Here is a 26,002-nt window from a genome sequence, read left to right as displayed (position 1 = left end):
CAACGACGAAGCCCCGAACAGCGAGCGCAGCCCGCGAGCGGCACGCGTGGCGACGGCCTTGATCCTGATCTATGTGATCGCCAGCGTGACCGGCGCCTGGTGGGCGGCATGAGCGCCCGCAAGCCGGCGCCGGCCGAATCGCCGCGCGAGCTGGCCGATCAGCACGACCTGCGCCTGCACCGCGCAAAGCAGCTGGCCAGGCAAGTGAGCTACCAGGGCCTGAACTGCTTCATCGCCGGCTTCTGCTGGCACAAAGGCGATGCCGACATGACCGTGTACATCGAGGGCCTGGCCGAACCGGTCGCGCCCGCCGAATTAACCATATTGGAGCAACCACAATGATTGACCTTCTGGACCTGGTCCGCAGTATTGCCGCCAACGCAGCGCGCGCGGAAGAAGGTGAGAAATATTCCAATCCGTGCGCACCCGGCTCGCAGGTACTGGCCAGAGCGCGTCAGGCCTGCGTCGAGCGCGGCCACGCCGCCGACGTTCCGGCCAGGAGTGCGCCATGAACATGAGCGAAGTCGAAATGCGCCACATCGCCGAGATGGTGGCGGCGCTGGACAAGGCCGCAGGCAAGAGGCCCGCCAGCGCATCGGGGGAATTGAACAGGCAGCAGATCTGCGCCGCGCTCGGGGTCAGCGAATCAACGATCCGGCGCCTTGAGCAGATCGGGCTGCCATATACACCGGTCGGCGCGCGCTCCAAGCGCTACGACCTTGAAGAATGCAAGAACTGGTTAAAGGAAAACAACCAATGTCCATCTGGGATGACAAAGAAGGTAGGAAACACGTCGGCATCATGGTCGATGGCAAAAGAATTCACAGAAAGTTGCCGGAAGGCGCAACTACGAGTGATGCCAAGTTAGCAGAGGCAGAGCTGCGCGCAGCGGTTGCGCGCGCTCCGAAAAGCCAACAGGTGCACATTCCCGGCGACCCGCCAATGGCCTTCATCCTCGCGCTCTACGTCGAGCACGCCGCCAGTTTGCGTAGTAGCGACACGTCGAAGCATCATGCGAAACGGCTTGGTCCCTGGGCGGAGCGCTACAAAGCAAGCCAGGCCCAGGAGTTTGCCGATCATGCTATTCGTGACATGAGCAAGCTCATACCAAATAAGAAAACCGGCAAACTGGAGCCTGCGTATGCGCCAGCAACGGTGAACCGGTCATTGGCATGTGCAAAAAAGGGATTGCAGCTGGCATGGCGCCAGCGCCTCATTCCTGAAAACTATGGCTTGCGGATCGATAACGTGGCCGTCAACAACAAGCGCGAGGTGTTTCTCACGGTTGAGCAAGTGAGGAAGATTGCCGCCTTCTGCACGCCGATTGCGCAGGCCGCGATATGGGCAGCACTGCTGACTGGCGCGCGCCGCGGCGAACTGTTCCAGATTCAGCGTGAGCATATTGGTAGGGATTCGATCACCTTCCCTGCCAGCAATACTAAAACACTTCGTATGCGCGTGGTGCCGATCATCCCGGCCTTGCGGCCATGGCTGAAATATTTTCCATTGGAGATGACGTTGTACGGCGTGCAGTCGTCGTGGCGCCGCGCGCGCGTGAAGGCTGGCATGCCTCACGTGAATTTCCATGACCTGCGCCATTCTTGCGCAAGCATCATGCTGGGCCTGGGCGTGGACCTGTACACCATCAGCAAAATTCTCGGCCATGCCAATGTGCAAACAACACAGCGCTACGCACACTTGCAGGTGGATGCTCAGCGCCTGGCGCTGGATAAGTTATCGGCACTGGTGGTGGCGAAGTAAATTACACCCGAAAATTACACCCAATAAAAAAGCCGACCACATAAATGTGTCGGCTTTAATATAAGTACTTGATTGTATTGCGAATTCTTGGTGGGAAGTGCAAGTTTCGAACTTGCGACCCCTGCAGTGTGAATGCAGTGCTCTACCCCTGAGCTAACCTCCCGAAGCGAGGCGAATTATCGCATAGGTGTTGCGGCATCTGCAAGGGCTGGCAACAGGAAATTTAGCATGTCCCGCTTTTTTTCTCAGGTGGCCGCTGGTGGTGGCGCCAGGACGGCGGTCCAGATGCACTGGCCTTTGGCGGCCTTGTCGAGGCCGACGATGGTGGCTTCGTGGGCGGCAAGCTCGTCGGCCGTGGCGCTCTGGAAGATGACTTCGGCCAGGGGCACGATTTCCAGCACGGCACCGTCGGCAGCCACTTCCACTTCTTCTTCCATGCTCAGGCTGTTTTGCCCCCGCGTCATGGCCAGGTAGACGTCGGCCAGCAATTCGGAGTCGAGCAGCGCGCCGTGCAGCTTGCGGTGGGCGTTTGACACGCCGTAACGGTCGCACAGAGCATCGAGCGAGTTGCGCTTGCCCGGATGCATTTCCTTCGCCTGCACCAGGGTGTCGATCACGCCATGTACTTGCTCATGCACGGGTGGCAGGTTCAAGCGCTTGAATTCCGCGTTCAGGAAGCCGATATCGAACGGGGCGTTGTGGATGATCAGTTCGGCGCCAGCGATGTAGGCACGAAACTCATCGGCGATTTCCGCGAATTTCGGCTTGTCGCTGAGGAATTCCGTCGTCAATCCGTGGACAGCCAGCGCGCCCTCTTCCGAGTCGCGCTCGGGATTGATGTAATGGTGAAAGTTATTCCCCGTCAACATGCGGTTGTTCAGTTCGACCGCCCCGATCTCCAGGATGCGGTCGCCCGTGCGCGGGTTCAGGCCGGTGGTTTCAGTATCGAGAACGATTTGACGCATGGCAGATTCAGTCGTAAAAGCAAAAAGCGAAGGGCACAGTATAGCAAACCTGTGCCCTTCTTTTACAGCATCATGCGCTGCTTCGCAGGCCGCAAAGCGCGACGCGCGACGCGCAGCAGGTTTGCTTGGGCATTCTCAGGCGCGCACGGTTTCCACGCCCAGATTGGCCAGTTCATCGGCCCGTTCGTTGCCCGGATGGCCATTGTGGCCGCGCACCCAGCGCCATTCCACTTCATGCACGGCCTGGGCCATATCGAGGGCTTGCCACAGGTCGACGTTCTTCACGGGTGCCTTGGCCGCCGTTTTCCAGCCACGCGCCTTCCAGCCGTGGATCCATTCGCTGATGCCCTTCTGGACATACTGGCTATCGGTATACATCACCACCTGGCAGGGACGTTTGAGCGCCGTCAAGGCTTCGATCACGGCCTTCAATTCCATGCGGTTATTCGTCGTATTGAGTTCCCCGCCGTAAATTTCTTTCTTGGCGCCATCGGCAACCATCAGCGCACCCCAGCCGCCCGTGCCGGGATTGCCCTTGCATGCGCCATCGGCATAAATCTCAACCTTCGTTTCTACCTTATCCATCTTGCTGTTCCCGCCTTTTATTCGTGACCGGTGCGCCTGCGGGCGCCGTCGCCGGTTTTTTGGTCCACGCCGGACCGATCAAACGCATCCCTTTGACGCGCTTGATCGCCTGCACTATATACACTGCGCCCAGATATGGCCACCAGCGCGCACCGGCCTTGTCCATGAAGGCGTTGCGGCGCAGCCATTTTTCTGTCTTGCAGGCGGGCGCGTAGCAGCCGAAGTGGCTTTGGCTGACGCCCATGTTCAGCAATTTTAACCAGTCTTTCATGCGCGGCATAGAGATCAGTTCGCCCGCCCGCGGCAGATAATGGCGTCCCGTGACCCTCCCCAGGCCCTGGCGCATGCCCCACAGGCTGGCCGGATTGAAGCCGCAGACGATCACACGCCCCTCGGGTATCAGCACGCGCTCGACTTCGCGCAAGACCTGGTGCGGCTCGGCGGCAAACTCAAGTACGTGCGGCAAGACCACCAGGTCCAGGCTTTGCGAGTCGAACGGCAGCTCATCGAAGGCAGACACCAGGGCCAGGCGGCTCTCTTGCGGCGGGCGCGACGGCAGGCGCGAATCGAGCAGCCATTTGTTCGGCATGCGGCTGGCGGCCAGCGCGTCGAGCTGCGGCAAGCCGATCTGCACGGCGTTGTAACCGAAGATGTCGACGGTCAGGCTGTCGAGGCATTGCTGTTCCCAGGCACGCACATACAGGCCGGCCGGCGTCTGCAGCCAGCCGTCAAGCGCTATAATGGATTTTTCGGATGCCACACTGTCCATTCAGTTTTCTCTTTTGCTCATGACACACTCCCCTGAACACGCTTTATCGGTACTTGCCGTGCCCGCCTTTGCCGACAATTACCTGTGGCTGATCCATGACGGCCGCCACGCCGCCGTGGTCGACCCCGGCGATGCGATGGCCATCCTCGATGCGCTGCAAGCCCATCAGTTGACCTTGTCCGCCATTTTACTCACGCACCACCACGCCGACCACACGGGTGGCGTGCCTGAATTGTTGCAGCATTTCGCCGTGCCCGTCTTCGGCCCGCGCAATGAGGCTATCACAGCTATCACGGAACCGCTTGCGGAAGGCGATGTTGCCTATGTGGCCGAGCTGGGCTTGCAGATGACGGTCATCGACGTGCCCGGCCACACCAAGGGGCATATCGCCTATGTGCGCCAGCGCGACGAGCGCAGCGGCGCACCGTGGCTGTTTTCCGGCGACACCCTGTTTGCGGGCGGCTGCGGCCGCCTGTTCGAAGGCACGCCGGGCCAAATGGCCGACTCGCTGGGCAAGCTGGCCGCCCTGCCCGACGATACCGAGGTATTTTGCGCGCATGAGTACACCTTGTCCAATCTGCGCTTCGCCAACGCCGTCGAGCCGGGCAATCTGGTCTTGCAGGAGCGCATCGCCATCGACACGGAAAAGCGCCAGCAAGGTTTATCGACCGTGCCGTCGACCATTGCCCTTGAGAAGGCCACGAACCCCTTCCTGCGCTACCGTGAACCGGCAATTTTGACCAGCCTGAAGGTGGAAGGCAAGCTGGCCGCCGACGCCTCGCCCGTGGAAGCGTTTGCGGCATTGCGGATGTGGAAGAATAATTTTTAAGCCGATCTTTCCGCAATAAAAAATCCCGGCAGATGCTTTGTTGCATCGCCGGGATTTTTTCATGCTGCTACTTGATCAGGATCAGATTTCTTCGTACAACGGCAAGGTCAGGAATTCGGCGAACGATTCCGACGTCGACATTTCCTCGAAAATCTGGCCGGCACGCACATAGGTCGGGCCATTGCCGCCTGGCGCATCGCGCTGCACCTTGGCCAGCTCTTCCGGAATCATGGCGCGCACCATGTCAGCCGTGACCTTGCGGCCATCTTCCAGCACACCCTTGCTGGAACGGATCCACTGCCACACTTGCGAGCGGCTGATCTCGGCCGTGGCCGCATCTTCCATCAGGTTATGGATAGGCACGCAACCATTGCCGGCCAGCCAGCTGCCCAGATAATGGATGCCCACGTTGATGTTGTAACGCAAGCCCGCTTCCGTGATCGGCGCTTCCGGCTGGAAGTTCAACAGATCCGACGCTTTCACATCGATGTCGGGACGCTGTTTCTCGATCTGGTTCGGTTTGTCGCCCAGCACTTTCGTGAACTCGCCCATGGCCAGCTCGACCAGGCCCGGATGGGCCACCCAGCCGCCGTCGTAGCCATCGGTGGCGTCACGCGCCTTGTCGTTGCGCACGCCGCCCATGGCGATGTCGTTCTTTTCCGGATCGTTCTTGATCGGGATCAAGGCTGCCATGCCGCCAATGGCCGGTGCGCCACGTTTATGACACGTTTTCAGCAGCAGCAAGGCGTAGGCGCGCATGAATGGGGCCGTCATCGTGACTTTCGCGCGGTCGGCCAGGCAGAAATCCTTGTCCAGCTTGAATTTCTTGATGCACGAGAAGATGTAATCCCAGCGGCCCGCGTTCAGGCCCGAGCTATGCTCCTTCAGTTCGTACAGGATTTCATCCATTTCAAACGCAGCCAAAATGGTTTCGATCAGGACAGTCGCCTTGATCGTGCCCTGTGGCAAGCCCAATTCGTTTTGCGTCATGACGAAAATATCGTTCCACAGGCGCGCTTCCAGGTGCGATTCCATCTTCGGCAGGTAGAAATACGGGCCGGCACCGCGCGCCAATTGTTCCTTGGCGTTATGGAACATGAACAGGGCGAAATCGAAAATGCCGCCGGAAATGCGCTTGCCATCGACCAGCACGTGCTTCTCATCGAGGTGCCAGCCGCGCGGGCGCACGACGAGGGTCGCGATCTTGTCGTTCAACTTGTATGACTTGCCATTTTGCTCCAGCGAAATCGTCTTGCGCACGGCGTCGAACATATTGATCTGGCCCGTCAGCTGGTTATCCCAGTTTGGCGTGTTCGAATCCTCGAAGTCCGTCATGTAGCTATCCGCGCCGGAATTAAACGCGTTGATGACCATCTTGCGCTCGACGGGACCGGTGATTTCCACGCGACGGCATTCCAGCGCCTTCGGGATCGGCGCGATCTTCCAGTCGCCGTCGCGGATGTGCGCGGTTTCTGGCAGGAAATCAGGACGCTCGCCCGCGTCGAGGCGCTTGGCCCGCTCCACGCGCACGGCCAGCAATTGCTGGCGACGCGGCTCGAAGGCGCGCGTCAGCTTGGCCACCAGCGCCAGCGCTGCCGGCGTGAGGATCTGTTCGTAGCCGGGCTGGATTTCACCCGTGATTTGCATGCCTTCTGGAAGTGTGATCGTGTTCTGCGTCATGAAGTTCTCCGGTTTTTAATAAATATATGCAAAGGTGATCTGGTGATCCAAGTATATGCTGAACGACTGTGCGGACAAGCTGGCAGAGGCGCAAAAACACTCTGCCGGGCGGCGCGTTTGTTCTATAGTATTGCACTATAAGGCATGGAAACGAGATTAAAAATCACTTCATCTATGCGTTTTTATCACAAGTGATGAGATAACGAGAGCACAGCATGGGCCAGTTCAGACAAATATCAACGTTCGTGGAAGTCGTCGCAAAGGGCAGCCTGTCGGCGGCCGCACGCGCGGAAGGCATCGCACCGGCCATGATCGGCCGGCGACTCGATGCGCTGGAGCAGCGCCTGGGCGTCAAATTATTGCAGCGCACGACGCGCAAGCTGGCGCTGACGAATGAAGGCGCGGTCTTCCTGGAAGACTGTCAGCGCATCCTGGGCGAGCTGGAAGAAGCGGAAGCGGCCGTGGCCGAACGCAGCGTGAAGGCCAGCGGCCATTTGCTCATTTCCGCGCCGGCCGGCTTCGGACGCCAGCACGTGGCGCCCTTGATCCCCTCTTTTGTCGCCGAGCACCGCGACGTGACGGTGTCGCTGAACCTGAACGACCGCCTGGTCGACCTGATCGGCGAAGGCATCGACGTGGCCATCCGCATCGCCAGCCTGTCCGATTCCTCGCTCGTGAGTACGAAACTGGCGGACAACCAGCGCGTGCTGGTCGGCTCGCCCGCCTACCTGAAACGGGCGGGCACGCCGCGCATCCCGGCCGACCTGGCGAAACATAATTGCCTGGCGATCAGCAGCGAAGGCAGCCAGCGTGGCTGGACCTTCCGCGAAAACGGCAAGAATGTGATTTTAAAGGTGGCGGGCAATATGGTGTGCAACGATGGCGAAGTGCTGCACGACTGGGCCTTGGCCGGCAAGGGCCTGGCGTGGCGCTCGATGTGGGAAGTGGGCGCCGAAATCGCCTCGGGACAACTGGTGACGGTGCTCGATCAGTTCGCCGCGCCGGGCAACGACATTTATGCCGTGTTCGCCCAGCGCCGCCATTTGCCGCTGCGCATACGGGCGTTTGTGGATTTTTTAAGGCATTCGTATGCCCAACCCGACTACTGGCGTGAAAGAGCAATCTAGTCAATGCGGGCCGAACTGGACGAACGCAGCTTGGCGTAGGTCGGCGTAGGTCGGCTTGGCGCAGCGTAAGCCGACACCAGCCCATACATCTTGCCAGCACCACCATTGTCGGCTTACGCGCAAGCGCTAAGCCGACCTACGCGGCGACGCAAAACATGGCAAAAGAGCCACTTGATTCACGCAAAACCCATGCCTCACGGAAATTCAGGCGAAAAAAAATCCTCGGAGACCGAGGATTTCTTTATTTCGTTTGATCCAGCGTATTAGATTGGCTGAATGTTCGAAGCTTGCTTGCCTTTAGGGCCAGCGGTCACTTCAAAAGAAACGCGTTGGTTCTCTTGCAGGGACTTGAAGCCGTTCGACTGGATAGCCGAGAAGTGAGCGAACAGATCTTCGCCGCCTTCATCAGGGGTAATAAAGCCGAAACCCTTCGAATCATTGAACCATTTTACGATGCCAGTTGCCATTACAATTTCCTATTTCAGTTAAGTTGGGCTTGCGCCCGTTATATCGTTTGAAGCAAGAAAGAAATGACAGACTAACTGCACTACTACCTCGAATCCAACGATGCCCAATTATACCAACAAAACTGAGAAAAACCATTCTTTCGCAAAATAAACTTGCAAACACTACTTTAATAGCCAAATCCCCGTCTTGCGGCGCCCCGTACCAGCGGCATGGACACACTATATCCTAATCTGCGACGCGGGTGCTTTGCGTTGCATCAAATGAATCATTGCAACCACATCTTTAGTGCCGCTACTCAGGCGCTGAAATGAGTGGCGCCCGCATCGCGTGTGGCCCAGTGCAGCAGCGCCTCCACTTGCGCCCGCACCGCGGGCCATTCCGCCACCGCCTGCGCAGGCGCATTGAGCATGGCACGCACCTGTTGTTCGATGCGCCGGCATTCCTGCCCCAGCGCAGCGAAACCGAAGGTGGCGGCCGAGCCAGCTACCGCGTGCAGCGCGCGGTGCAGCTCCGTCAACGGTTCCAGACGGGGACCTTCGCTGTCGCAGCGGCCGCTTGCCTGCGCGATCGTTTGCATCAGGGCTGGCACGCCAGCCGCATATTTTTCGTTCAGGGCACGCAAACGCGCGCGAAAATCGGGGTCGATCAAGGTTGCCATCGCGATACTCGCCTGAATGGCTTACTTGGTGCCGAAGATGCGGTCGCCGGCATCACCGAGGCCCGGCACGATGTAAGCGTGGTCATCCAGGTGCGAATCGAGCGCGGCGCAGAACATCTTGACGTTCGGGTGCGCGTTCTGGAACACGGTCACGCCTTCCGGTGCGGCCACCAGCGCCAGGAAGATGATCTGCTCGTCCGTCACGCCCCGCTTCTTCAGCACGTCGACGGCGTACACTGCCGAATTACCGGTCGCTACCATCGGGTCGCACAGGATGAAGGTACGTTCGTTCAAGTCTGGCAGGCGCACCAGGTATTCCACCGGCATGTGGGTGGTGGGATCGCGGTACACGCCAATGTGACCCACGCGCGCCGATGGCACCAGGTTCAGCAAGCCATCGCTCATGCCGATGCCGGCGCGCAGGATGGGGACGATGGCCAGTTTCTTGCCTGCGATGACGGGCGCGTCGATAGTCACCAGCGGCGTCTTGATTTCGCGCGTAGTCAGCGGCAGGTCGCGCGTGATTTCATAGCCCATCAGCAAGGTGATTTCCTTGAGCAATTCGCGGAAAGTGCGCGTCGACGTATCGTGCTCGCGCATGTGGCTCAGCTTGTGCTGGATCAAAGGGTGATCGGTAATGAACAAATTCGGGAAGCGTGGATCTTGTTTCATATTGTTGTTCTTTCTCTGCTCTCTGGCCGGCGGCAAGTCTGGGCCGCAGGCGCGCTGTGTGTCGATAAAATGATGGATAGCGGCATTATCCCAGTCCACGGCGCGCCTGTGGCCGGAATTTTCGAAATAATCGGATTTTTCAGGGTCAATACTCGCGCAGTGCGCGCGCCAGGATGGCCGCGCAATCGGTGCCCGCCGGCAAGCGGCCATACGCGCCGCCCGGCGCTTGCACCAGCCGCGACTGCAGGAATGCCTGCGCGATGAAGGGCGGCGCATGGCGCAGCAGCAATCCCGCCTGCACGGCCAGCACGATGCGCTCGGATAATTGCCTGGCGCCGAATTCATCCGTCTGCGGCCCGTCCAACTCGGTCAGCAGGCGCGTCCGGTACTCGGCAAAGGCGGCGTCGGCATCGCCGGCCAGCGCCAGCTCGGCCGCCAGGGCGTCGCGCGCGGCGGGCGACTTGCCGAAGGCGCGCAAGACGTCGAGGCACATGACGTTGCCCGAGCCTTCCCAGATCGAGTTGACGGGCAGCTCGCGGTACAGGCGCGCCAGCGGCGCGTCTTCCACATAGCCGGTGCCGCCCAGCACCTCCATGGCCTCAAAGCCGAAGCCCGGCCCGCGCTTGCAAATCCAGTACTTGCCGGCCGGCGTCAGCACGCGCGCCAGCATCGCTTGCCCAGCATCGTCCCTTTCATCGAAACAGCGGGCCAGGCGCAGCGCAAAGGCCGTGGCGGCTTCCGATTCGAGCGCCAGATCGGCCAGCACGTTTTGCATCAGGGGCTGCTCGGCCAGCGGCTTGCCGAACACGGCCCGCTGGCGCGCATGGTGCAGTGCCTGCGTCAGGGCGGCGCGCATGATGCCGGTGCTGCCCAGCACGCAATCGAGGCGCGTATGGCTGGCCATTTCCAGGATAGTGGGTATGCCCCGCCCCGGCTGGCCCACCAGCCAGCCATAGGCATTGGTGAATTCCACTTCCGACGAGGCATTCGAGCGGTTGCCCAGCTTATCTTTCAGGCGCTGCACACGGATGGCGTTGCGGCTGCCGTCGGGCAGGTAGCGCGGCAGGAAGAAGCATGACAATCCGCCCTCCTGCGCCTGCGCCAGGATCAGATGGGCGTCGCATTGCGGCGCCGAGAAAAACCATTTATGGCCGACGATGCGCCAGGCGCCGCCCGCCTCGTCGCCGAACAGGGCCTGCGCCTCGTCCGGCGGCACAGGCACCGCGCGCGTGGTGTTGCTGCGCACGTCCGAGCCGCCCTGCTTTTCCGTCATGCCCATGCCGACCAGGGCGCCGCGCTTCTGTTCCACGGGCAAGGAGCGGGGATCGTATTCGCGCGACAGGATCTTCGGCAACCAGCGGGCGGCGATTTGCGGCAGATCTTGGGCCTGGCGCAAGGCCGGCACCGAGGCATACGTCATCGTCACGGGACACTGCGTACCGTTTTCCACCTGCCCCACTAATAGATAGGCGGCCGCGCGCGCCACCTGGGCGCCAGGACCGGGCGACGCCCAGGGCGACGCGTGCGCACCGGCACCGACGAGGATGGCCATCAGTTCATGCCAGGCCGGATGGAACAGCACTTCGTCGATGCGGCGCCCGGCCCGGTCGAACTGCTGCAGTTCGGGCGTGTGGATATTGGCCAGGCGCGCCAGCGCATACGTCTCGGCGCGGCCCAGCTTTTCACCCAGCGCGTCGAGCTCCTGCAGCGCCGCGCCGCCGCCCTCGCGCAGCAGCGCTTCGATCAGCGCCGGGTCGCAGTCGAACAGATTGACGTTTTCAAAGGGCGTGGCCTGGTTGAAAACTTCATGTGTGTCAAAAGCATGCATGGGGGTCTCCCGCGATTTGTTATCATGGCGCCCTTGCCGTCGCTGGCGCACCGTCAACACCGTCTGCCAGCCAGACTAGCGCAAAGCGCATGGCAGGGCAAGCGCGCTACCGAAAGCCGGCGCGGCAAAAAGCTTCCACGGGGAACGAAAATGCCCGCGCGTGTCGCGCGACATGATTTTTTTCATGGAAGGCAGGAATATTTACAAAACCTGAAACAATGTTGCTCTATTTCATGTAATCGAATGCTTTTCAATGATACATTTCGTGTGGATCGCGTTCCGATAGTCGCTCTCCGGCCCGCTATGGCGCGCGTAGCGCACGATGCACTCTTTCCGTTGGCGCCCTGCCCTGCAGCGATCGCCGGCACTGATAAAAAAAAGGTAAAAGCCAGCACGATGTTTTCCAGTACCCCATCCGCCGCCCACCGCGAGGCACGCCACGAGTTGGACAACCTCATGGAAGAGGCAGGCGACGTCGTGTTCCGGCTCGATACGGACGGCCTGATCCTGTTCGCCAGCAAGCGCGCAGCCACCCTGTTCGGCGCGCCATCGGGCCTGGCCGGCCACTTGCTGCTGCCGCTGGCCACCGAAGCGTCGCGCGCGGCGCTACAGGCGGCGCTGGAAGACTCCCTGGAAGAACCGGGCCGCCTGGAAGTGCGCCTGCAAACGCCGGACCAGGAGATCTGGTTCGAGCTGCGCCTGTCTTCTTATATGAACGGGGACGGCATCGCCGAATTGCTGGTGGTCGGGCGCGACACCTCGGCCCAGCACAACACGGAAGAACGCTTGCGCCACATGGCCACGCACGATGCGCTGACCGGGCTGCCGAACCGCCTGCTGCTGTCGGACCGCATCCGCATGGTCATCGCCCAGGCCGCCCGTTCGGGCCAGGGTTTTTCGGTCGCCACCATCGGCCTCGATGGCTTCAAAAAGGTCAACGATGGCCTGGGCCACCCCGTCGGCGACGCCGTGCTGCGCCTGGCCGCCGCGCGCCTGCGCAAGACCTTGCGCGATAGTGACACCCTGGCGCGCGTGGGCGGCGATGAATTCGTCGCCGTGCTGCCCGGCAGCGCCACCGATGCGCAAATCAAGCTGGTGACGGGCCGCCTGCTGGCAACCCTGCAGGCGCCATTCGAAGTCGACGGCCACACGATCTACGTGGGGGCGTCCGTGGGTGTATCGATCTATCCGCTGCACGCGGAAGATGAAGTGCGCCTGGTGGCGCTGGCCGATGCGGCCATGTCGCGCGCCAAGGAAACGGGCAAGGCCCGCTGCCTGGTTTACAGCCCGCGCCTGAATGGCCCGTCGGAACACGATATTTCGCTGGAAGCGGCCATGTTCCACGCCGTGCGCGAAGGTGAATTTCTGCTGTTTTACCAGCCCATCGTCGATGCGCACACGCGGCAAATCCAGGGTTTCGAAACCCTGATGCGCTGGAAGCACCCGACCCTGGGCCTGGTGCCGCCTGTGCGCTTCATTCCGATCGCCGAAGCCAATGGCCTGATCAATCTGCTGGGCGCCTGGGCACTGAAGGCAGCCTGCGTGCAGCTCAAGCAGTTCCAGGAAGTGGCCAAGCGGCCGCTGTACATCTCCGTCAACATCAGCCCGCGCCAGTTCCGCAACGACAAATTCCTCGACGTGCTCGATGACGCCATCGCCTTTTCGGGACTCTCCGGCGAACACCTGGTGCTGGAAATTACGGAAGGCACCCTGATGATCGACCCCGTGCATGCGGAAACCATCCTCGTCAAGATGACGGAGCGCCGCGCGCGCATCGCCATCGACGATTTCGGCACCGGTTATTCCTCGCTCGCGTATCTGAAGCGCTTCCCCATTTCCGTGCTGAAGATCGACCGCACCTTCATCAAGGACTTGCCCGAATCGAGCAAGGATGCGGCCATCTGCAACACCATTCTCGACCTGGCCAAGCACTTGAATTTGTCCGTGGTGGCCGAAGGCGTGGAAACGGAGGAGCAAATGCACTTCATGGAGTCGCGCGGCTGCCAGTATGTGCAAGGCTATTTGACGGGCAAACCGATGCCGGCCCATGCCGCGCTATCGGCCTTGAGCGAAAAAACCTATGCAGCGCTGGTGCCCACGCCGTCTGCCAATGAACAGCGCGGAGGGGTGCAATGAATCCAGGTCATTTCACGGTGCCGACACAGCTCGGCAAAAACACCCTGGACCTGCTGTGGGCGCGCACGCGCCAGCAGGGCGACATGCCCGGCTTCGCCAAAGCCATCAGCGCTATCCTGGGCGCCATGCGCGGCGAGGATGACCACGAATTCGACATCACGCAAACGGTGCTGTCCGACCCTGTCCTCACGCACAAGGTACTGCGCCTGGCCAACAGCGGCATGTATTCTGCCTTCGGCCAGCGGGTCAACACGGTCTCGAAGGCCGTGCTGGTGCTGGGCATCGACGCCATCGGCCATCTGGCGCTGGGACTCAAACTGATCGAGGAGCTGTCGCAGGCGTCGCCCGACTCCGTCAGCGCCCACGTGGAAATGGAAAAGGCCGTGCTGGCCGGGATGGTGGCGCAGCAGGTGGCCACCAGCGCCGGCAGCCTGCAAGCCGAGCAAGCCGTCGTCTGCTCCATGCTGCACACGCTGGGACGCATGATGGTGACGTTCTACATGACGGACTTCTGGGCGCGCATGCAGGCGCATGCGGGTCCCGGCAACGAGGCGGCCGCCGCGCGCGAAATCCTCGGCCTGTCGCTGCCGGAAGTGGGCTATGCCACGGCCGCCCACTGGGGCTTGCCGCAGCACCTCATCAACGGCATGCGTCCGATGGACCCGTCGCCCGACAACGCGCCCCTCAGCGGCGCCGACTGGATGGCAGGCCTGTCGACGATGGCGGCGCGCTGCGCCGACTCGCTGTGGCATGACGATGCGGCCGGCACGGCGCAGGTGCACGCGCTGATCGACGACTATGCGGGCACCCTGGGCATCACAGCCACCGACCTGGTGGTGGCGGTAGACAAGGCGAAAATGATGGCGGCGGCCGACCTGTCGATCGCGCCCCTGTCAAAACCGGCCGAACGGCGCGCGCGCCAGCTGGCCTCGACGCGCATGCGCGCCGAGGGCAACCGCGTATTGATCGGCGGTCTGGCCGACCTGCGCAGCGCCATCGGCAGCGCCAACCCGGGCCAGATGGTCTCGATGGCGCTCGAAACGCTGCACCAGGGCTTTGACTTTTCGCGCTCGGTGGCGTTCGTGCGCAACCACAGGGATCATTTGTACTCGGCACGCATCAGCATGGGCGAAGGCATGGCCGACCTGCAGGACCTGATGGTGTTTGGCGACGCGTATGAGCCGAACGTGTTCCACGCGGCCCTCAATAGCGACCGCGTGATCTTCATCGACAATGCGCGCGACCCGAAATTTGCCGCCAAGCTGCCGCAATGGTGGAAAGCGACCCTGTCGGAAGCGCGCAGCTTCGTCGTGCTGCCCCTGTCGGCCAACGGCCACCCCACGGGATTTTTGTACGGCGACTGGGACGACAGCTTCCCGCCAATCCAGCTGAACCAGACGGAATTCAACCTGATCAACGATATCCGGGCGTTATTGGTGCAGTCGGTGGAGATGCGCCATCAACTGGAGTTGGTGGCGAACAAGGTAGCGTGACAGAAAACGCCAACGATGTTGTCGGATTACGCGGGGCGATGCCCCGCTAATCCGACCTACACATGGCGTGGGTCGTATGTCGGATTAGGGCCGAAGGCCCGTAATCCGACAACATTCAACTTACTTCAACTTCGGCGTCGAAACAGACACATCACCGCACTGCGCGCGGTGCATCAGGGCGTGGTCGATCAGTACCAGCGCCAGCATGGCTTCGGCGATCGGCGTGGCGCGGATGCCCACGCAAGGGTCGTGCCGGCCGAAGGTTTCCACCATCACGGGATTACCCTCCTTATCGATCGAGCGGCGCGGCGTGCGGATCGACGAGGTCGGCTTGATGGCGATCGAGACTTTGACATCCTGTCCCGTCGAGATGCCACCGAGCACGCCGCCCGCGTTATTGCCAATAAAACCTTCCGGCGTCAGCTCGTCGCCGTGTTCGGAACCCTTTTGCGCCACGGAGTCGAAGCCGGCGCCAATTTCCACGCCCTTGACGGCATTGATACCCATCATGGCGTAAGCGATGTCGGCGTCGAGCTTGTCGTAGATGGGCTGGCCCAGGCCCAACGGTACGTTTTGCGCAATCACGTCGATACGCGCACCGATGGAATCGCCGTCGCGGCGCAATTGATCCATCGCTTCTTCCATGCGCGCGATCAGGTCCGCGTCGCCGCTGGCGGCAAAGAACGGGTTCGCATGCACGTGTTCCCAGGACTGGAATGGCACGGCAATGTCGCCCAACTGGCTCATGCAACCCTTGAAGGTGGTGCCGTACTGCTGCAGCAGCCACTTCTTGGCGATGGCCGCCGCGCCCACCACGGGCGCCGTCAGGCGCGCCGAGGAACGCCCGCCGCCGCGCGGGTCGCGCACGCCGTATTTATGCCAGTAGGTGTAGTCGGCGTGGCCGGGGCGGAAGCTTTCCGCGATATTGCCGTAATCCTTGCTGCGCTGGTCTTCATTGCGGATCAACAGCGCGATGGGCGTACCCGTCGTCACGCCCTGGTACACGCCCGAGAGAATTTCCACCGTATCCGATTCCTGGCGCTGCGTCACGTGACGCGACGTGCCCGGTTTGCGGCGGTCCAGCTCGGGCTGGATATCGGCTTCCGACAGGACCAATCCCGGCGGACAGCCATCGATCACGCAGCCGATGGCCGGGCCATGCGATTCGCCGAAAGTGGTAACAGTAAACAGTTTGCCAAAAGAATTGCCGGACATAATAGGAAGTGTGAAAGACTGGAAAACTCAATTCTACCAGCCTGCGGGGCCTGCCATGCCGCTAATGCCGCAGCAAGGCCCGATATTCCCGCCCGCTTATCAGCATTTTTAAATCCCGCCTATTTTTTCATATAAAAATACCAAATATGAGTTGCAATCATGCAATACAAGAAATATTGCTCTGCAGAATAGGCTTAAAAAAACATTTTGCTTATTAAATAGCTATATACTTGGACGAAAGTGCGTGGTTGCCAAACCCGATTTGGGCTGCGCCGAGAGCACGTCAAAAAATGCCCAGGGCTAGGCGTCGTTGCCGAAGACAGTACGCAAGTACGGCAAGGCAACGCAACAACGCCATGGGCTTTTTGTGACGCGCTCGTAAAAATATCGAGTCATCCTGGAGAAGCTATACATGCCCGCACCGATCATCCCCCTTGACAGCAACAAGGACGATCACGACGACCTGGTATTCCTCGATGAGCAACCAGCGGCGCCGCTGGCCGTCGCACCGCGCAGCGTCTGGCGGGTGATGATCATCGACGACGATGAAGACGTCCACTCCACCACCACTTTCGCCCTGGGCAACCTGGAAATGCAGCACCGTCCGCTGGAATTCGTGCATGCATATTCGGCCGGCCAGGCGCGCGAACTGCTCAAGCATGAAGACGACATCGCCGTCATCCTGCTCGATGTGGTGATGGAACAGGACGACGCGGGCCTGCACCTGGTGCGCTACATCCGCGAAACCCTCAAAATGACGGATGTGCGCATCATCCTGCGCACGGGCCAGCCAGGCTATGCGCCGGAAATCGACGCCATCCGCGATTTCGACATCAACGACTACAAGACCAAGTCCGAACTGACGCGCATCAAGCTATTTACCACGGTGACGGCAGCCATCCGCTCGTACGAGCAGATACGTTCGATCAGCAACAGCCGGCGCGGCCTGGACCGGATCGTCCACGCCAGCACGCAGCTGATGGCGTTGCACGGCGTGCAAAACTTCTCGGCCGGCGTACTGGCGCAAATCGCCGACCTGCTGGGCATCCGCGCCGACGGCGTGCTGTGCGTGCAGGACTTGCAGGACAGCGGCGCCAGGGAACTGCTCGTCTCGGCCTGCACGGGCAGCTTTTCCAGCCTGCCACACAGCGCCCTGTGCGGCCTGCAAAACCCCCGCGTAATGGCAGCCATCGAGCACACACTGGCGCAGCGGCGCAATGTGTACGCGCACGACTATGCCACCCTGTACTTCGCGGGCAAGGCCAGCCGCGACGCGGCCGCCTACCTGGTCCTGCCACGCCCCCTCACCGCCATCGATGAAAGCCTGCTGGAAGTGTTTTGCAGCAACGTCGCCGTGGGCCTGGACAACGTCGAGCTGGTATCGCACCTGCACAATGCCGCCTTCTACGACCAGTTGTCGAAGCTGCCCAACCGCACGCGCCTGGTGGAAATCCTCGACGCCACCCTGGCCGGCCCCGCGCGCGACGACGCCACCCTGGCGCTGGTCGACCTCGACCACTTTGCCGAGACCAACGACGCCCTGGGGCACCAGTTCGGCGACACCCTGCTGGTCGCCGTGGCGGGCCGCTTGCAAACCCAGCTGGGGCCGCAATTGACGGTGGCACGCCTGGGCGGCGACATCTTTTGCGTGCTGGGCGACTCGTCGCAAGTCAATCCGGCCAACATCCTGGCCCTGTTCCAGGCGCCCTTCAGCATCGATGGCCAGGATGTGCAACTGTCCGCCACCCTGGGCCTGGTGCGGCTGGGCGAACATGCGGGCACAGGCGCCGATGCACTGAAGGATGCCGATATCGCCTTGAAACGGGCAAAAAGCCAGCAGCGCGCCGGCCACTTCTATTTCTCGCGCAGCATGGGCATCGAAATCCGCGAACGGGTGCGCATGATGCACGCGCTGCGCACGGCCTTCAGCCAGGGCCAGCTGTTTGTCGTCTACCAGCCGCAGATCGACCTGACCACGCGCCGCCCCGTGGGCGCCGAAGCGCTGCTGCGCTGGCAGACGCCGGACGGCAAATTCATCTCGCCCGACCGCTTCATCCCGATTGCCGAATATTCGGGCATCATCATCGATCTGGGCGAATGGGTGCTGCGCACCGCTTGTCGCGAACTGGTGCTGCTGCGCGAGCAGGGCCACCGCAACTTCGTCATGTCCGTCAACGTGTCGCAAGTACAGTTCCGCCACCCCCTGTTTTTGGAAATGCTGCGCGCAGCGCTGGAAGAGACGCAGGCACCACCCGAGTTCATCGAGCTGGAAATCACGGAATCGATGGCCATGGAAGAACCGGACATGCTGATCAAGATGTTGTGGCAGATCAAGCAGACGGGCGTCAGCATCGCCATCGACGACTTCGGCACGGGCTTCTCCTCGCTGTCGTACCTGCAGCGGCTGCAAGTCGACCGCCTGAAAATCGACCGTGCCTTCGTCACCGAGATCACCGGTTCCGCGCGCGGCAGCAGCATCGCCGAAATGGTCATCCAGCTGGGCCGCAACCTGGGCCTGACCGTGATCGCCGAAGGCGTGGAAGACGAGCGCCAGGCGCAGATACTGCAGGCGCTGGGCTGCCCGATGGCGCAAGGCTTCCTGTTTGCCCGCCCCATGACAGCCACGGCGCTGGACACCTGGCTGAACAACGAGGCGCTGCAAGGGGCGGCGTAGGCGGCGCCACCCGCTTCTGCAATGCAAAACGCCGGCTGTGCCGGCGTTGTTATTACTGCATTGCGATCAATCAGTCGGTCGTTTCAGCCGGCCAGTCGCGGATATACGCCTTGAGCATCTGGTTTTCAAAGCTTTGCGCTTCGAGCACGGCGCGCGCGACGTCGTAAAAGGAGATGACGCCCAGCAAGGTCTTGGCGTTCATGACGGGCAGGTAGCGCGCGTGCTTTTCCAGCATGATGCGGCGCACTTCATTGACTTCCGTATCCGGGGTGACGGTGATCGGGTGGTCGTCCATGTGCTTGCGCACGGTGCCGCCGCCGATCTGGCCCGCGTTTTCATGCAAAGCGTTCAACACTTCGCGGAAGGTCAGCATGCCGACCAAGTCGCCAAATTCCATGACCACCAGCGAACCGATGTCTTTTTCAGCCATGGTATTGGCCGCGTCAAGCAGGGGCTGGTCAGGCGTGACCGTGTAGAGGATGTTGCCCTTGACTTGGAGAATTTCAGATACTTTCATATTGGCCGTCCTGTCCGCGTGATTAGTATTTTAGTTATTCTAGCCCTTACTGCGACTGTAGCCTATGCCTGCGGAAAAATCCAGCCTTGCGCGCAATCAAATCGAAGGGGATTGCGCGCAACTTTTCATCACGCCCTGCGGCGAAACCAGCCGGCGATCGACAAGCGCTGGCGCGCCGTCGGCAATACCTCGTGCAACATCTCACCCGACAGGAACATGGCCATGCGCCCCGCTTCGGGCGCGATATCCACGCTGGGGCCGCCATCGGGGTACAAACGCAGCGCGCCGCCGTGTTCGGGCAGCCAGTCGTCGTTCAAGTACAGCACGACGGACACGGTGCGCTTGTCGTCGTCGCGGAAACGGTCCAGATGGGCCCGGTAAAAGGCGCCCGGCGCGTACAGGGCGAAATGGCTTTCATACTCGTCCAGCCCCAGGAACAACTCACGGTTGAGTACCTGGCGCAAGGCTTCCATATGTTCCAGATAGCGGTCGCAGGCCTCTGAACGGCCCGCTTCCAGCCATGCGATATGGTCGCCGCGGATATCGGGCTGCAGCAGGGGTGCATGCCCGCTGCCCACGCCGGCGCCTTTCATCTTGCCGCTGAGCATGGATTGCACGCATTCGGCGGCCAGCTGGCGGCTGAGTTCAAGAGAAATGAAATGCTCTTGCATGAGCCAGCCTGCGCGGCACAGGCCGTCGACGATAGATGGTCCGGGCACGGCAAGGGAGCCGTCGAACGATATTGCGGGCATAGAATCTTTCCTGGTGGACATGCATGAGAGTGCGCCTGAAGCCCAGGATTTCGTTCGTTTGCAGCTGCTTCCTGGCGGTGCGGCGCACGCGCGAAGGTCGAACAGCCCGAATATCACTGACACGGCATCGTACCACCGCCACGCGGAGCCGGTCACTTTTTTCGACTTCAAGTGACACGCGCCGCCCGCCAGCACGGCGCCATGCGCCCTGCACGCGAGCCCTTTTACTCAGCGGCAAATCAGGTTACGATCTTGCCACTATAAAACTTGGCGGAGACACCATGAGCGGCCCGAAATACCCCGGTTTCGATACTTTATCCCTGCATGCGGGCGCTGCGCCCGACCCGGCCACGGGCGCGCGCGCCACACCCATCCATTTCACGTCCTCGTTTGCCTTCAAGAGTTCGGAGCATGCGGCCTCGCTGTTCAACATGGAGCGGGCTGGCCACGTGTACTCGCGCATTTCGAATCCCACCAACGCCGTACTGGAAGAGCGCATCGCCGCCCTCGAAGGGGGCGTGGCCGGCATCTCCACAGCCAGCGGCCAGGCCGCCATGCACCTTGGTTTATGTACCATCGCCGGCGCCGGCTCGCACATCGTCGCTTCGCGCGCCCTGTACGGCGGCTCGCACAACCTGCTGGCCTATACCTTGAAACGCTTCGGCATCGAGACGACGTTTGTCGACCCGCGCGACGTGGATGCCTGGCGCGCCGCCATCCGCCCGAATACGAAAGTGCTGTTCGGCGAAACGCTGGGCAATCCCGGCCTCGACGTGCTGAATATTCCGACGATTGCCGCCCTGGCGCACGAACACCAGCTGCCGCTGATGCTCGATTCGACCTTTACCACGCCGTATTTGCTGCGCCCCTTCGAGCATGGCGCCGACCTGGTATTCCACTCGGCCACCAAGTTTTTATGCGGGCACGGCACGGCCGTCGGCGGCTTGCTGGTCGATGGCGGCACCTTCGACTGGCAGACGGCCTACGACAAGACGGGCCGTTTTTCCGAACTGTGCGAACCGTATGACGGCTTTCACGGCATGGTCTTCGCCGAGGAATCGACGGTGGCGCCGTTCGCCCTGCGCGCGCGGCGCGAAGGCTTGCGCGATTTCGGCGCCGTCATGAGCCCGCACAATGCCTTCGCCATCCTGCAAGGCATCGAAACCCTGGGCTTGCGCATGGACCGCCACGTGGCCAATACGCGCAAAATCATCGACTTTTTGCTGGCCAATCCGGCCGTGGATGCCGTGTCCTACCCCGAACTGCCATCGCACCCCGATTACGCACTGGCGAAAACCCTGCTGCCGAAAGGCGCGGGCGGCGTCTTCACCTTCCGCCTGCGCGGCGACCGCGCGGCGGGACAGCGCTTTGTCGACAGCCTCAAGATCTTCTCGCACCTGGCCAACGTGGGCGACGCCAAGTCGCTCGTCATCCACCCCGCCTCCACCACGCATTTCCGCGTGCCCGACGATCAGCTGGCGCAGGCCGGCATCACGCAAGGCACCATGCGCTTGTCGGTGGGACTGGAAGACGCGGACGACCTGATCGAAGACCTGGCCCGTGGCCTGAAACTGTCGCAGAAAGGCGCCTGACATGTTATTCACCATCGAGCACACCACGGCCTACTGCTACACGGGTGGCAAACCATTCAACCCGAGCCAGCCCACGGCCGTCTTCATCCACGGCGCGCAGAACGACCATTCCGTGTGGGTCCTGCAAACGCGCTATTTCGCCCACCATGGCTGGAACGTGCTGGCCGTCGACTTGCCCGGCCACGGGCGTAGCCTGGGTGCGGCAAAGGATAATGTCGCAGAACTGGCGCGCTGGATCCTGGCCGTGCTGGATGCGGCTGGCGCGGCCAAGGCCATGCTGATCGGCCACAGCATGGGTTCATTGATCGCGCTGGAAGCGGCATTCCTCGGGCCAGAGCGCGTCAGCCACCTGGCCATGCTCGGTTCGACCTACCCAATGAAAGTCTCGCCGGCGCTACTGGAAGCGGCGCTCAAGGATGAACAGGCGGCCATCGACATGGTCAATATCTGGTCGCACTCGTCGATCGCGCAAAAGCCGTCGTTCCCCGGCCCGGGCTTTTATGCCATGGGTGGCGCGCGGCGCTTGAAACAGCGCATCGCCGCCCTCAACCCCGATCACGTATTTCATACAGATTTTTTTGCCTGCAATGCCTACGCGAACGGCGAAATCGCCGCCGCTTCGGTACACTGCCCGACTTTATTCATTTTCGGCGCGCGCGACATGATGACGCCGCCCAAGTCGACCAAGCTGCTGAAAGCGACAATAGCGCATGGCACGGTGGTGCAGGTCGACAGCGGACACGAATTGATGGCCGAGCAGCCCGACGCCGTGCTCGACGCGCTGTTTGCGTTTGCGCAAACAGCAGCGGCATAAGCACCCGCCACACGGACTTTTTTAGGATAGACGGATGATGTTGTTGCATACCCTGCTTGAAGAATTGACTGGCCGCGGCAGCGGCACGGAAGCGGAGCGGCACGAACGCTATACATGGCTGGAACAGCTGCGCTTCACTAACCCGCTGGCGGACGATGGCGGCCCCATGGCCGGCATTCCGTACTACCAATGGTGCCGGCTGCCGCAGGCGCTCGTCGTGGCGGGCCAGCACACGGACTTGCTGGTCGGCACCACCAGCGCCCAGTACCTGGTCTTCGAGGGCCGCCACGCGGCAGCGTTTGCGGCCGAACTGGGCCTGCAATACGACGCCAACAACCGCATCGACCGCCCCGGTGGCCTCGACGAGCTGCTCGATGCCTATGAAGAAGAGGCCGACGGCAGCTGGACCACCCTGCCGAATGAACCGCCAGCGCCACCGCTGGCCGGCTGGGACGACGTGTACTTCCGCGTGCGCGACCTGAGCGACGGCAGGGCCATCCAGAGCGTGACTACCATCGCCTACGAGAGCAGCCGCTTCCCTGGCTACACCCTGCTGGGCACGACCATGGTGGGCGTCGGCGCCATCGTCCACGACGACGAGACGGCGCAGTATATGCAGCAAATCTTCGCCGACTGGGCCATCCAGCGCGAATGCGCCGATGCCTGTCTGCCAGCATTCGCACCCTGGCCCCATACACCGCGCCAGCTGCCGCCCGAGACGTTCGGCACTGCGTTCGACTTTAGCCGCAACCTCGCTTACCTCGACGCCCTGCTGGCAGCCTATGTCCGCGCGCAGGCGCAAGACGACGGTGGTGATGCCGCCTACTGGGCGTGCGCGGCCGCCAGCACGGCCTATCAGGTGTTCTCGCTGCGCTACACGGCAGGCTTGCCCTTGCCTGACGTGGAAACGGCGCTGGAAGCGGCCGTCGCCGCCTGCGAAACGGCGCGCGCGGCCCTGGCCGAGGCCTACGATGACGACGCCTTGCCGGCCTTTGATTTCGAACAATTGACGGACTATGCGCGCACCCTGCAACTGCTGGGCGCGACCCTGCTGTTCGGCCGCCACGATCTGTCCAAGCGCCTGGCCGCCCTGCAAACGGCCTTCGATGGCGAAGATGGCGTGTACGAGGCGCTGTTGTCCGCCATCGATCCGCAGCGTGCCGCCGTCGACGAGTGGTATTTCGCCGAGCCCTATACCGCCCTGTTCGACTGCCTGGACGCAGACGATCCCGCGCAGCAGCTCGAGCACCTGCGGCAATACCTGGCCAGCTGGCATGGCGCGCTGGTGCACGAAGACTGGTTCAACGGCCATTTGCGCGCGCACGGCATGGGCGGTTTTTACGGCCTGTGGGCCTTCGAGGCGGCCGCCGTGGCCAAGCAGCTTGGGCTCGATCGCGGCGCGCTGGTCCACTGGGTCATGCCACCATCGCCTTGAATACCCCCGTTCACTTTTAGATAAATATCCATGATCAATACCGCAGCCCTGTTCAGCACCGCCGTCTTGCCCGGCCAGGCCGATTTCGACACCGACACGATTACCGGCCTGGCCGAATGGCGGCTGGACATGCCCATGCTGTTCAAGCTGCTCGTCGGCGCCGGCGCGCAAGCTGTCGCCTGGCCCATCTACGGCGATGGCGAAGACTGCGCCTGCGTGCTTGCCGCGCCGATGGCGCAGGTGCAGGCCAGCTGGCAAGCCTTGTCCGCGCTGATGGACAAGCCGCGCGACGCGGCCGCCATCGTCGCGCGCGGCGTCATCAGCACCCTGCTGGCGGGCAGCCAGGCGTGGCTGATCCTCGATTGCGTGCAGATGGTCCCGCACGATATCGGCACACCGGACTACGCGGCCGCGCTCGAGGCCCTGCGCGCCGAGGCGCAAGCCTTGCACTCTGCCCTGCAGCGTGGTGACAGGGAAGCGCTGGCGCCCCTGCTGGCCGCCGGTTCTGCAGCGCCAGCGACCGGCTACTGGTCTGCGTCCGCCAGCGCGCAGCTGGCCGATGTCGAGGAACTCGGCGCGGACGAACTGCCTTTCCTGCAAGGCCTGGAAGTGGTGGGATGGGAGGAAGATGCGCTGTGCTATGAAGTGAGCGCCGCCGGCGAACCGGAGGTCACCGGCCTGGTCACGCCTTATGGCCGCTGGATCGTGCCGCTGTCGCGGCGCTATGTCGACCTGGGCGTTTACTATGCGGACGATGGCTGGATCACCTTTGCCACGGCGGACGCCCCCGATGCACACGGCATGCTGGATCTGAACGGCACAGTGGTGCTGCCGCCTGCCCCCGGCGCCCTGTACGTGATCAGCCCCCACCTGCTGCAGCAGATCGACACGGACGGCGCCAGCCGCTTGTTGCGCCTGCCCGATGGCGCGCTGCTGATCGACAGGGTGGGTAACATGTGCGAGCGCGAAGATGGCTTGATCGACATCGAGCGCCAGACAGACAATGACGACGAACGCAATGTCTGCGGCGTGCTCGACAAGACGGGCAAGGTCGTGGTGCCGCTCGTCTACAGCTCCGTGCAGGATTTCGGCACGAAGAAAAAAATCGCCATCGTCAGCCAGCGCATCGATGGCCGCTTCCTGTTTGGCCTGGTCGATAGCCAGGGCGAGCTGCTGGCGCCATGCCAGTACGAAGCCATCGACTGCGCCACCACCTCGTCGCCGCCCAAGCTGCGCAAGAACCTGATCTTTGCCATCGATGCGCAGGGACTGGCCTGCATGCTGACCCTGGATGGCAAGCAGGCGTTTACGCCACTGTATCCACCCGCCCACCATCTGCGCGGCGTGGCCGTGCAAAGCGATTTTTTATATGTGGTCAAGGATGGCATGGCCTGGAGCATGGATTTCACGGGCCAGCTGCTGGAACAGTTCGACACCGTGGACAACTTCAAGGCGGCCATCACGGCCCAGTTGAGCGAGGCCATGGGCCTGAGCAAGAAAAAGCCCGTCAGGCGCCGCAGCTTTACGCCGGCGCAAATCCTGGCAAAGGCCGAGCGCGAGCAGTTGCACACCATGGCCGCCCTGCTCTTGCAAGGCGATGCGGAACTGGCCGCGCGCTGCGTGGACGTGACGCTGGAAGAACTGGCGGAAGACGACCCGGAAGAAGAATACGAAGGCGACACGCCCGAGGCGGCGTGTTTCTTCCTGCTCTGGTCCACCGCCGCCCATGTGCAGGGCCACGGCACCACCCTGGACTGGAAATCGGTCGATGAAGTGCCGCGCATCGCCCAGCATATCGGCCTGCCCGCGCTGCGGGACTTCCGCTGGACGGAGCGGGAAGATGGCGACGCGATGGCCGAGGGCCTGGCCGCCATCGCCGCCCACCTGGCGCCGCATCAGCTGCGCCTGGTGAACATGCACGGCGGCGAAGACACGTATTACCTGGGCGTGGTGCGCGCGTCCGATGCGGCGGCGTTCAACAAGTTGGCGCTGCAGGCGGCCTTGCGGCCCGTAGTGTACTAAGAGTAAGGGC

The 26,002-nt window shown here is 62.0% G+C and carries 24 protein-coding genes and 1 tRNA gene; 13 read left to right on the top strand and 12 right to left on the bottom strand.

Annotation, left to right across the window (positions count from 1 at the left end):
- Window positions 1–108: 108 nt before the first annotated feature.
- Genes ACQ4WL_RS04020 through ACQ4WL_RS04005 form a run of 4 tightly spaced genes read left to right on the top strand, consistent with a single transcriptional unit; the run spans window position 109 to window position 1,761 of the window.
- Window positions 109–342 carry a hypothetical protein gene (locus tag ACQ4WL_RS04020; RefSeq protein WP_436508226.1) on the top strand — a complete coding sequence of 78 codons (234 nt, stop codon included), beginning with the start codon at window positions 109–111 and terminating at the stop codon, window positions 340–342.
- Complete coding sequence (locus ACQ4WL_RS04015) at window positions 339–512, top strand: hypothetical protein (protein ID WP_436508224.1); 174 nt, start codon at window positions 339–341, stop codon at window positions 510–512. Before ACQ4WL_RS04020 ends, ACQ4WL_RS04015 begins: the two co-directional genes overlap by 4 nt.
- Window positions 509–868 (top strand): hypothetical protein, encoded by a 360-nt coding sequence (locus tag ACQ4WL_RS04010; RefSeq protein WP_436508223.1) that lies wholly within the window; start codon window positions 509–511, stop codon window positions 866–868. The genes ACQ4WL_RS04015 and ACQ4WL_RS04010 overlap by 4 nt, the downstream gene beginning before the upstream one ends.
- Complete coding sequence (locus tag ACQ4WL_RS04005; RefSeq protein ID WP_436508222.1) at window positions 802–1,761, top strand: tyrosine-type recombinase/integrase; 960 nt, start codon at window positions 802–804, stop codon at window positions 1,759–1,761. Before ACQ4WL_RS04010 ends, ACQ4WL_RS04005 begins: the two co-directional genes overlap by 67 nt.
- An 88-nt stretch (window positions 1,762–1,849) precedes the next feature.
- Here ACQ4WL_RS04005 and ACQ4WL_RS04000 read toward each other — a convergent pair.
- The 4 genes from ACQ4WL_RS04000 to ACQ4WL_RS03985 form a co-directional block, all read right to left on the bottom strand.
- Window positions 1,850–1,924, bottom strand: a tRNA-Val gene (locus ACQ4WL_RS04000).
- 82 nt (window positions 1,925–2,006) lie between these two features.
- Window positions 2,007–2,726 carry a DNA polymerase III subunit epsilon gene (dnaQ, locus tag ACQ4WL_RS03995; protein ID WP_436508220.1) on the bottom strand — a complete coding sequence of 240 codons (720 nt, stop codon included), beginning with the start codon at window positions 2,724–2,726 and terminating at the stop codon, window positions 2,007–2,009.
- Between the two features lie 135 nt (window positions 2,727–2,861).
- Window positions 2,862–3,311: a ribonuclease HI gene (gene rnhA, locus ACQ4WL_RS03990; RefSeq protein WP_436508218.1), complete on the bottom strand. Its 450-nt coding sequence runs from the start codon at window positions 3,309–3,311 to the stop codon at window positions 2,862–2,864.
- Entirely contained in the window at window positions 3,304–4,080 is a 777-nt protein-coding gene (locus tag ACQ4WL_RS03985; RefSeq protein WP_436508216.1) for a class I SAM-dependent methyltransferase, read from the bottom strand. The genes rnhA and ACQ4WL_RS03985 overlap by 8 nt, the downstream gene beginning before the upstream one ends.
- 19 nt (window positions 4,081–4,099) lie before the next feature.
- Here ACQ4WL_RS03985 and gloB point away from each other — a divergent pair, with 19 nt between their 5' ends.
- Window positions 4,100–4,909: a hydroxyacylglutathione hydrolase gene (gloB, locus tag ACQ4WL_RS03980; RefSeq protein ID WP_436508214.1), complete on the top strand. Its 810-nt coding sequence runs from the start codon at window positions 4,100–4,102 to the stop codon at window positions 4,907–4,909.
- Window positions 4,910–4,990: 81 nt separating this feature from the next.
- Here gloB and aceB read toward each other — a convergent pair whose 3' ends face one another.
- Complete coding sequence (gene aceB / locus ACQ4WL_RS03975) at window positions 4,991–6,589, bottom strand: malate synthase A (protein ID WP_436508212.1); 1,599 nt, start codon at window positions 6,587–6,589, stop codon at window positions 4,991–4,993.
- A gap of 215 nt (window positions 6,590–6,804) precedes the next feature.
- Between aceB and ACQ4WL_RS03970 the strand changes: the two genes are divergently transcribed.
- Window positions 6,805–7,716 carry a LysR family transcriptional regulator gene (locus tag ACQ4WL_RS03970; protein WP_436508211.1) on the top strand — a complete coding sequence of 304 codons (912 nt, stop codon included), beginning with the start codon at window positions 6,805–6,807 and terminating at the stop codon, window positions 7,714–7,716.
- A 263-nt stretch (window positions 7,717–7,979) separates the two neighbouring features.
- On the opposite strand, the gene ACQ4WL_RS03965 is transcribed toward ACQ4WL_RS03970, so the two are convergent.
- The 4 genes from ACQ4WL_RS03965 to ACQ4WL_RS03950 all read right to left on the bottom strand — a co-directional run bounded on the left by ACQ4WL_RS03965 (window position 7,980) and on the right by ACQ4WL_RS03950 (window position 11,342).
- The gene (locus ACQ4WL_RS03965) at window positions 7,980–8,183 is read right to left on the bottom strand and encodes a cold-shock protein (protein ID WP_010398811.1); all 204 of its coding nucleotides are present in this window, start codon (window positions 8,181–8,183) and stop codon (window positions 7,980–7,982) included.
- A 296-nt stretch (window positions 8,184–8,479) separates the two neighbouring features.
- Window positions 8,480–8,842 (bottom strand): Hpt domain-containing protein, encoded by a 363-nt coding sequence (locus ACQ4WL_RS03960; protein ID WP_436508209.1) that lies wholly within the window; start codon window positions 8,840–8,842, stop codon window positions 8,480–8,482.
- 21 nt (window positions 8,843–8,863) lie between these two features.
- Entirely contained in the window at window positions 8,864–9,514 is a 651-nt protein-coding gene (upp, locus tag ACQ4WL_RS03955) for a uracil phosphoribosyltransferase (protein WP_436508208.1), read from the bottom strand.
- Between the two features lie 145 nt (window positions 9,515–9,659).
- Window positions 9,660–11,342, bottom strand: coding sequence for an isovaleryl-CoA dehydrogenase (locus ACQ4WL_RS03950; protein ID WP_436508207.1), 1,683 nt, complete (start codon window positions 11,340–11,342; stop codon window positions 9,660–9,662).
- 396 nt (window positions 11,343–11,738) lie between these two features.
- Here ACQ4WL_RS03950 and ACQ4WL_RS03945 point away from each other — a divergent pair, with 396 nt between their 5' ends.
- The gene (locus ACQ4WL_RS03945) at window positions 11,739–13,478 is read left to right on the top strand and encodes a putative bifunctional diguanylate cyclase/phosphodiesterase (RefSeq protein WP_436508205.1); all 1,740 of its coding nucleotides are present in this window, start codon (window positions 11,739–11,741) and stop codon (window positions 13,476–13,478) included.
- A complete protein-coding gene (locus ACQ4WL_RS03940; RefSeq protein ID WP_436508204.1) occupies window positions 13,475–14,971 on the top strand; it encodes an HDOD domain-containing protein in 1,497 nt (498 codons plus the stop codon). The genes ACQ4WL_RS03945 and ACQ4WL_RS03940 overlap by 4 nt, the downstream gene beginning before the upstream one ends.
- 120 nt (window positions 14,972–15,091) lie before the next feature.
- Here ACQ4WL_RS03940 and aroC read toward each other — a convergent pair whose 3' ends face one another.
- Window positions 15,092–16,186: a chorismate synthase gene (gene aroC / locus ACQ4WL_RS03935; protein WP_436508202.1), complete on the bottom strand. Its 1,095-nt coding sequence runs from the start codon at window positions 16,184–16,186 to the stop codon at window positions 15,092–15,094.
- A 412-nt stretch (window positions 16,187–16,598) separates the two neighbouring features.
- Between aroC and ACQ4WL_RS03930 the strand changes: the two genes are divergently transcribed.
- Entirely contained in the window at window positions 16,599–18,860 is a 2,262-nt protein-coding gene (locus ACQ4WL_RS03930) for a putative bifunctional diguanylate cyclase/phosphodiesterase (RefSeq protein ID WP_436508201.1), read from the top strand.
- Window positions 18,861–18,930: 70 nt separating this feature from the next.
- On the opposite strand, the gene ACQ4WL_RS03925 is transcribed toward ACQ4WL_RS03930, so the two are convergent.
- Window positions 18,931–19,377, bottom strand: coding sequence for a CBS domain-containing protein (locus ACQ4WL_RS03925; RefSeq protein ID WP_010398828.1), 447 nt, complete (start codon window positions 19,375–19,377; stop codon window positions 18,931–18,933).
- A 128-nt stretch (window positions 19,378–19,505) separates the two neighbouring features.
- A complete protein-coding gene (locus ACQ4WL_RS03920; RefSeq protein WP_436508200.1) occupies window positions 19,506–20,129 on the bottom strand; it encodes a 2OG-Fe(II) oxygenase in 624 nt (207 codons plus the stop codon).
- Between the two features lie 281 nt (window positions 20,130–20,410).
- Here ACQ4WL_RS03920 and ACQ4WL_RS03915 point away from each other — a divergent pair, with 281 nt between their 5' ends.
- From ACQ4WL_RS03915 to ACQ4WL_RS03900, 4 genes are read left to right on the top strand one after another with little or no spacing between them, the layout of a single operon-like run.
- Window positions 20,411–21,721 (top strand): O-acetylhomoserine aminocarboxypropyltransferase, encoded by a 1,311-nt coding sequence (locus tag ACQ4WL_RS03915; protein ID WP_436508198.1) that lies wholly within the window; start codon window positions 20,411–20,413, stop codon window positions 21,719–21,721.
- A 1-nt stretch (window position 21,722) separates the two neighbouring features.
- On the top strand, window positions 21,723–22,535 hold the full coding sequence (locus ACQ4WL_RS03910) for an alpha/beta fold hydrolase (RefSeq protein WP_436508197.1): 813 nt from the start codon (window positions 21,723–21,725) through the stop codon (window positions 22,533–22,535).
- A gap of 34 nt (window positions 22,536–22,569) precedes the next feature.
- Window positions 22,570–23,970 (top strand): PoNe immunity protein domain-containing protein, encoded by a 1,401-nt coding sequence (locus ACQ4WL_RS03905; RefSeq protein WP_436508196.1) that lies wholly within the window; start codon window positions 22,570–22,572, stop codon window positions 23,968–23,970.
- A 30-nt stretch (window positions 23,971–24,000) separates the two neighbouring features.
- Complete coding sequence (locus ACQ4WL_RS03900) at window positions 24,001–25,992, top strand: DUF6630 family protein (RefSeq protein WP_436508194.1); 1,992 nt, start codon at window positions 24,001–24,003, stop codon at window positions 25,990–25,992.
- Window positions 25,993–26,002 lie beyond the last annotated feature (10 nt).

Source organism: Janthinobacterium kochi, from assembly GCF_051380715.1.
Classification (GTDB): domain Bacteria; phylum Pseudomonadota; class Gammaproteobacteria; order Burkholderiales; family Burkholderiaceae_D; genus Janthinobacterium.
Note: the sequence above shows the minus strand (reverse complement) of the source record. Positions and strands in the feature narration are given on the sequence as shown.

Coding starts and splice junctions, on each gene's coding strand:
- ACQ4WL_RS04020 (WP_436508226.1), top strand. CDS start 109: ATGAGCGCCCGCAAGCCGGCGCCGGCCGAATCGCCGCGCGAGCTGGCC.
- ACQ4WL_RS04015 (WP_436508224.1), top strand. CDS start 339: ATGATTGACCTTCTGGACCTGGTCCGCAGTATTGCCGCCAACGCAGCG.
- ACQ4WL_RS04010 (WP_436508223.1), top strand. CDS start 509: ATGAACATGAGCGAAGTCGAAATGCGCCACATCGCCGAGATGGTGGCG.
- ACQ4WL_RS04005 (WP_436508222.1), top strand. CDS start 802: ATGGTCGATGGCAAAAGAATTCACAGAAAGTTGCCGGAAGGCGCAACT.
- dnaQ (WP_436508220.1), bottom strand. CDS start 2,726: ATGCGTCAAATCGTTCTCGATACTGAAACCACCGGCCTGAACCCGCGC.
- rnhA (WP_436508218.1), bottom strand. CDS start 3,311: ATGGATAAGGTAGAAACGAAGGTTGAGATTTATGCCGATGGCGCATGC.
- ACQ4WL_RS03985 (WP_436508216.1), bottom strand. CDS start 4,080: ATGGACAGTGTGGCATCCGAAAAATCCATTATAGCGCTTGACGGCTGG.
- gloB (WP_436508214.1), top strand. CDS start 4,100: ATGACACACTCCCCTGAACACGCTTTATCGGTACTTGCCGTGCCCGCC.
- aceB (WP_436508212.1), bottom strand. CDS start 6,589: ATGACGCAGAACACGATCACACTTCCAGAAGGCATGCAAATCACGGGT.
- ACQ4WL_RS03970 (WP_436508211.1), top strand. CDS start 6,805: ATGGGCCAGTTCAGACAAATATCAACGTTCGTGGAAGTCGTCGCAAAG.
- ACQ4WL_RS03965 (WP_010398811.1), bottom strand. CDS start 8,183: ATGGCAACTGGCATCGTAAAATGGTTCAATGATTCGAAGGGTTTCGGC.
- ACQ4WL_RS03960 (WP_436508209.1), bottom strand. CDS start 8,842: ATGGCAACCTTGATCGACCCCGATTTTCGCGCGCGTTTGCGTGCCCTG.
- upp (WP_436508208.1), bottom strand. CDS start 9,514: ATGAAACAAGATCCACGCTTCCCGAATTTGTTCATTACCGATCACCCT.
- ACQ4WL_RS03950 (WP_436508207.1), bottom strand. CDS start 11,342: ATGCATGCTTTTGACACACATGAAGTTTTCAACCAGGCCACGCCCTTT.
- ACQ4WL_RS03945 (WP_436508205.1), top strand. CDS start 11,739: ATGTTTTCCAGTACCCCATCCGCCGCCCACCGCGAGGCACGCCACGAG.
- ACQ4WL_RS03940 (WP_436508204.1), top strand. CDS start 13,475: ATGAATCCAGGTCATTTCACGGTGCCGACACAGCTCGGCAAAAACACC.
- aroC (WP_436508202.1), bottom strand. CDS start 16,186: ATGTCCGGCAATTCTTTTGGCAAACTGTTTACTGTTACCACTTTCGGC.
- ACQ4WL_RS03930 (WP_436508201.1), top strand. CDS start 16,599: ATGCCCGCACCGATCATCCCCCTTGACAGCAACAAGGACGATCACGAC.
- ACQ4WL_RS03925 (WP_010398828.1), bottom strand. CDS start 19,377: ATGAAAGTATCTGAAATTCTCCAAGTCAAGGGCAACATCCTCTACACG.
- ACQ4WL_RS03920 (WP_436508200.1), bottom strand. CDS start 20,129: ATGCCCGCAATATCGTTCGACGGCTCCCTTGCCGTGCCCGGACCATCT.
- ACQ4WL_RS03915 (WP_436508198.1), top strand. CDS start 20,411: ATGAGCGGCCCGAAATACCCCGGTTTCGATACTTTATCCCTGCATGCG.
- ACQ4WL_RS03910 (WP_436508197.1), top strand. CDS start 21,723: ATGTTATTCACCATCGAGCACACCACGGCCTACTGCTACACGGGTGGC.
- ACQ4WL_RS03905 (WP_436508196.1), top strand. CDS start 22,570: ATGATGTTGTTGCATACCCTGCTTGAAGAATTGACTGGCCGCGGCAGC.
- ACQ4WL_RS03900 (WP_436508194.1), top strand. CDS start 24,001: ATGATCAATACCGCAGCCCTGTTCAGCACCGCCGTCTTGCCCGGCCAG.